8 protein-coding genes are annotated in these 5,011 nt (G+C 31.4%); all 8 read right to left on the bottom strand.

Features of this window, described 5'->3' with window-relative positions:
* Positions 1-318: 318 nt before the first annotated feature.
* The gene (locus PKK00_13190) at positions 319-1,206 is read right to left on the bottom strand and encodes a hypothetical protein (GenBank protein HNW99357.1); all 888 of its coding nucleotides are present in this window, start codon (positions 1,204-1,206) and stop codon (positions 319-321) included.
* A 29-nt stretch (positions 1,207-1,235) separates the two neighbouring features.
* Positions 1,236-1,814: a hypothetical protein gene (locus PKK00_13185; GenBank protein ID HNW99356.1), complete on the bottom strand. Its 579-nt coding sequence runs from the start codon at positions 1,812-1,814 to the stop codon at positions 1,236-1,238.
* Positions 1,811-2,065: a hypothetical protein gene (locus PKK00_13180; protein HNW99355.1), complete on the bottom strand. Its 255-nt coding sequence runs from the start codon at positions 2,063-2,065 to the stop codon at positions 1,811-1,813. The genes PKK00_13185 and PKK00_13180 overlap by 4 nt, the downstream gene beginning before the upstream one ends.
* 163 nt (positions 2,066-2,228) lie before the next feature.
* A complete protein-coding gene (locus tag PKK00_13175) occupies positions 2,229-2,435 on the bottom strand; it encodes a hypothetical protein (protein HNW99354.1) in 207 nt (68 codons plus the stop codon).
* Positions 2,436-2,647: 212 nt separating this feature from the next.
* Positions 2,648-3,067 (bottom strand): hypothetical protein, encoded by a 420-nt coding sequence (locus PKK00_13170; protein ID HNW99353.1) that lies wholly within the window; start codon positions 3,065-3,067, stop codon positions 2,648-2,650.
* The gene (locus tag PKK00_13165) at positions 3,060-3,464 is read right to left on the bottom strand and encodes a hypothetical protein (protein HNW99352.1); all 405 of its coding nucleotides are present in this window, start codon (positions 3,462-3,464) and stop codon (positions 3,060-3,062) included. The genes PKK00_13170 and PKK00_13165 overlap by 8 nt, the downstream gene beginning before the upstream one ends.
* Before the next feature lie 12 nt (positions 3,465-3,476).
* Positions 3,477-4,019 (bottom strand): hypothetical protein, encoded by a 543-nt coding sequence (locus PKK00_13160; GenBank protein ID HNW99351.1) that lies wholly within the window; start codon positions 4,017-4,019, stop codon positions 3,477-3,479.
* A 193-nt stretch (positions 4,020-4,212) separates the two neighbouring features.
* Positions 4,213-5,011 (bottom strand): hypothetical protein (locus tag PKK00_13155; protein ID HNW99350.1); only part of this gene is annotated, 799 nt, incomplete at its 5' end.

Raw genomic sequence — 5,011 nt, 5'->3', positions numbered from 1 at the left:
GAGTCAAATTATTTGTCAAAAAACTTTTTTTCTCTCGCTTATTGCTGGTAACGACACATGGCTGCCGACGTGCAGCGAAGTCGCACGTCAAAGTCAGGAGTCAAGTGATGTTTAGTCACGCTGCATGACGGCAGACATAAGTTATAGCCATGTGCAACACTTTTCTTTCTTGTCTGTATCATGCTTTGTTGTCATTTAATTTAAAGTCTGTCGTGCGTCGGGCATTTTTAAAAATTTCTTTTTGTCTTTGCAAGCTCTTTTGCAGCTAAACACTTTTTACCTTTAAAATTAAGCTGCAAATGTGCTTGCAATCGACATTTAATAGTATACTATTTCTCGTTCAGTGATATTATAAGTGATACTTTCATATCCAAATATTTTTAATAATGATTTCTCTGTCTTTTTTATCCAGTTGTTTTTATCGTCATAGGCATATTCACTATTCACTTTTTCTGTAATGCTACCATCAGGTGCGTAATTTATCTTCTCAATTTCATTTCCTTTTTCATCATATTTGTAAGTATATTTACAATTAATACTTCCGTCAATATTACAATCATTCATTTCAATCTGGTTATTTTTATCATCATACTTAAATGTTTGTTTAATAACCAAACTACTGTCAGCAGCATATTTATATTCTATATATTCAATTTGATTCCCTTTGCTATCATATTTAAAAGCTTCTTTAAATTTCAAACTATCATGAGAGTTATACCAATTTGTTTTAATCAAATTTCCTTTCTCATCGTATTTGAAAATAATTTTAAATTTCAGGCTGCCATCTCCATCATACCAATTTTCTTCAATCTTATTACCCTTGTCATCAATTTTGTATTTTTCTTTTCTGTCCAATTTACCATTTGACTTGTACAAGTTCCATTCAATTATTGTCCCTTTATCGTCATATTTGAAATCATATTTTTTATCAAAGTTGCTCATTAGGCTTGGAAAATTATTTTCGCTATAATCAGTTTTATTTCCATCCTCATTAAACAGAGAGAAATATTTATATTTTTTTTCACCTTTTTGAATTTCACCAAACTTTTCTGAAGCATCATATATAGTTTCGGTTAATGATTTAACATCTCCTTTTAATTTTAAATCTGTCAAATGATTCTTTTTATTTTTCGTTTTATCACCTGCGCATGAGAATAAAACAAATGTGATAAAAGTTAGCCCGATTAATATCTTTGCTTTTCTCATATTAGTCCTTTTAAAGTTTCTACTTAATATTAAATTGATTTTTCTTTTAAAATACGAGTAATATTTCTCTCTAATTCATCTAAATCAAAACTAGCAATATTAAAAATATATTCAAATAAAGTTTCAGAACCAGTTTGTATATCATCAATATTTACTTTTATACCATCAAGTTCAACAACCACAATCCACCATTTCTCTATTTTCAAAGTTATTCCTTTTATTAGATCAAGAAGATCGGTTTTAATTTCAAAATTATTTTCAAAAAGAAATTTCGGAAGATTATGTGCTATTCGATCTCTCTCTTCTTTAATTTTTCTTATTTTATCACAATCATCTTCGGTAATCGCTTTGTGATCTTTTAGCCATAAATATGATGATCTGAAAATATTTGTTTTATTATTAAATTTTCGGTTTATAATATCTTCTTTATATTCTCTTGAACAAATTTGTTTACCATTCTTATTACGTTCAATATTATAAAAATTACAGATTTTTTCAATTATAATATTTGAAAGAATTTCATAATAGGATAGAAAAAGAGATGCTGTAATTAAATTATTTTTGATACGTTTTGGATCAAAAAATTTATCTGTTGTTTGGTCTGTCATTTTCTTGTAATTAATAGTGCAGCTCTTTTGCATGTGGTGGGCGAAGCCCAGCCGCCGAAGGCGGCAACATGCAAATGTGCTGCAACACTTTTTGAAATTTTTAAAAATGCGAAGCGGGGGAAATAAATATTTTTTTTCTTGTCAGTCGAAGTCAGTCTGTAACTGTCTTGTCTATGAAATGCAGTCAAGTCAGGTTGCGTAAGTCTGTCAACTGATTTGTCATTGTCTGAAAGAAGATATTTATTTATCATTAAATTAAATTTTTGCATTGGCTATAACGGTCGCGGGTATGAAATGTAGCGGATTGCGGAGATGCGTCTGTATCCCACGATACAAAACATGATGCGGGACGAAACGCTCGAAAACCCACTGAAACCGCTATATTTTATACCCGTTGTTATGCACTGGCTTTTGTTAATCTTTGTTTGAGTTACCTTCTTCCCATTGTTTTTTCTTTTCTGCCTCTTCCTTTTTTTGGTTTGCTCTGTACATTAAAAATCCACCAATGACGACAAAAGTTAAGCCAGCAAAATTTGGTTCTCGACCTCCAATTGTACCAATTATCCCACCAAGTGTCGATAAACAACCAATTACAAGTAAAATTATTCCTGTTGTTTTCATAAGATTTTAGTTTTGTTCATTTTCCTTTTTTACATCAACGAATTCTACACTATCAACTTTCTTTGAAAAGAGAATTATTATTAATCCGATAATTGGTGAAAGAAAAAGACATAGTAGTAAGCTCCAACCATATCCAATTTTGCGATTGCTACCTAACAACGCAACTAATGCTGAAACAATTAGCCAAATTACGATTTGCATAGTTTTAAGATTTAAAAGTTTATATTAAGTTTCTGAATTGCTTCTTCTTTTAATTCAAGCAAACGCTTGACATCTGTTTTGTTTTTTGTTATTTGCTGAAAAATACTTTCTGCTATTAAGTTCTTCTCTTTATCCATTGGAAAGCGGTCTGGATGACATTTAACTTTTAATTCATCGTAAAGTTTTACTGAATTAAATGAACTATTTATAATATTATTAAAGTCAATTTCTTGTTTCATGGATTCAGATTTAAACTGCTGTTTAGCTGAAACTTTAGATTTGAATTTTCCCTTTAATATGAAATAGACAATTATTCCAAATTCCGCTAATGCAATCCACATCCATAAATTTGTAGATTCATTTGTTTCTGAAATTTTTAAAATAGCTTTACTTGCTACTTTAATGCTGTCTTGAATTATTGTGTCATTCATTTTCATTAAATTTTGGTAGTGGTATATAATCTTTAAGTTGCCATCTACAACCGTATGTTCCAGCGTCTCCGTGTATTTCTAATGTATCAAAACCAAGTACAATAAGTTTACGAACCAAAACACTATCGGCGAGAATGACCTTGCCAATATAAATTAGTTCATCTTTGGTTAAAACCCGACCAGTGAATGCCTGAATTCTATAACCTGAATTTAACCAATTTGAAAACTGGTGTTTGTATGAGCTTTCTCCTTTAGAAATGCTTGCTTTTAAAAGTGTTGGGGCAATACCTGAAACAAAAGAATTTTTTGCTGATTCATTAAAACTTCTTACAAGTTTTGCTCTTTCGCTTCTGTCACGAAACCAATCTATTATATTATTCCAAGAGTTTTCAAACATTTTATATTTGATTTAAAGTTCTTTAAGTGAATACAGTATTTTACTCATTTTGTCTTTGTATTCATATTCTTTATTTGATAAAGTCCAAGTCATAATTTGATAATATCTTTCTTTACCTTCGATAAATGCTAATGAATAAAAAGCATCTATCCCTTCAGCTCGTCCATTAATTGTTAAAACTCTCGCTGGCAAATTATTAATTAAAGTGTCTACCATATCCGATTTGTGAGATATTGAAATTGACTGCTCAAAACCGTCTAAAAGTAACTCGGAATATCCTTTTATATCATTTGAATATTTATCTGTAAGATTATTGTCAGTCAATGCCTTTTGCATTTCTGATTTTGATTCGTCAATAACTATAACATAAAATTCTTTCCAAGTGTGCAGATACTGTAAAGAAGCATCTGAATTTAAAGTCGTGCTTGCTTTAACTAAAAAGGAAGGTAACGAAATAGAGTATTTATTATCAATTGTTACCAATCGTTCAGTATCTCCTGATTGACAAGATGTGATAAACAAAATTGTCAAAATTAAAATGTTAAGTCTTTTCATATGCTGTGTCTTTTTTAAGCTTGTGCATAACGTTTGAGTGTATGTGCCGTAAGAGATTGCGGAGCAGTTACCTGTCCATCAATACGAAAATTGGAGCGGGCTACAATGTTTGGATACCCCCCCTCAAACTCTTATGGCATATACACTTTGTTAGCGTTTCGTTGTTCATTTCTTTTATTCAAAATATTTAGTGTTAAAATGAACGAATAGCTCTGATTCTGCAATTATTCGACTTACTGTAATAACTATAATCCGTCCAACCGTATGCTACAGCATAGTAAAACGCATGACTTACATCATACTCTGTACTAGTCCAATATGACTGTCCATTTGTTATTATAGCTGAGCCAATAGTTCTGGCTGTTTTGTTTACATGAAAACGATTATGCCAAAGCAAACTAAATTCATCCTGTGAAGGAAGATACCAGTCTGTTCCTAAACTCTGAACCCATATTTTTGCTGTACTACTAGCAGACATCATATTAGTATTATATAAACCATCTTCTGTTCTGTCTGCACCTACTACGGTTATTTCATCTCCCCAATTACCGGTACTTTCAACTTTAGAAACAACTAAGCCGTGTTGTAATCCGTCATTTCCAATATAAAGATAAAATATTATACCATCTAAATATTCTTCACCTAAATAATGCGTTCCACCAGCGACAGCACTTATTATATTGTTTATAATGCTAATTCCTGTTCCTGAAGTCAATTGATTTTGTTTGTTGTTCCATCTTGCAGTATCTGTTGTTGCAATACTACTTGCAACCGATGTAACAAATAAAGGGTCAGTTTCGCTTGTTGTAGGAAGTTTCACAAAATTACCATTGCTCAGATAAATGGTGTCGTTGCTAATGCTCAATGCTTGTAGTTCATTAGTAACAGAACCATCAACTTCGGCATTCAATTTATTGTTCCAGTTAGTAGTATCTGTTGCGGTAATGCCACTCGCTACTGATGCTACGTAAACAGGGTCAGTCTCATCGGCT

This window comes from Bacteroidales bacterium (assembly GCA_035353855.1).
GTDB lineage: Bacteria > Bacteroidota > Bacteroidia > Bacteroidales > CG2-30-32-10 > DAOQAK01.
This window is presented reverse-complemented; position numbering and strand designations above follow the sequence as displayed.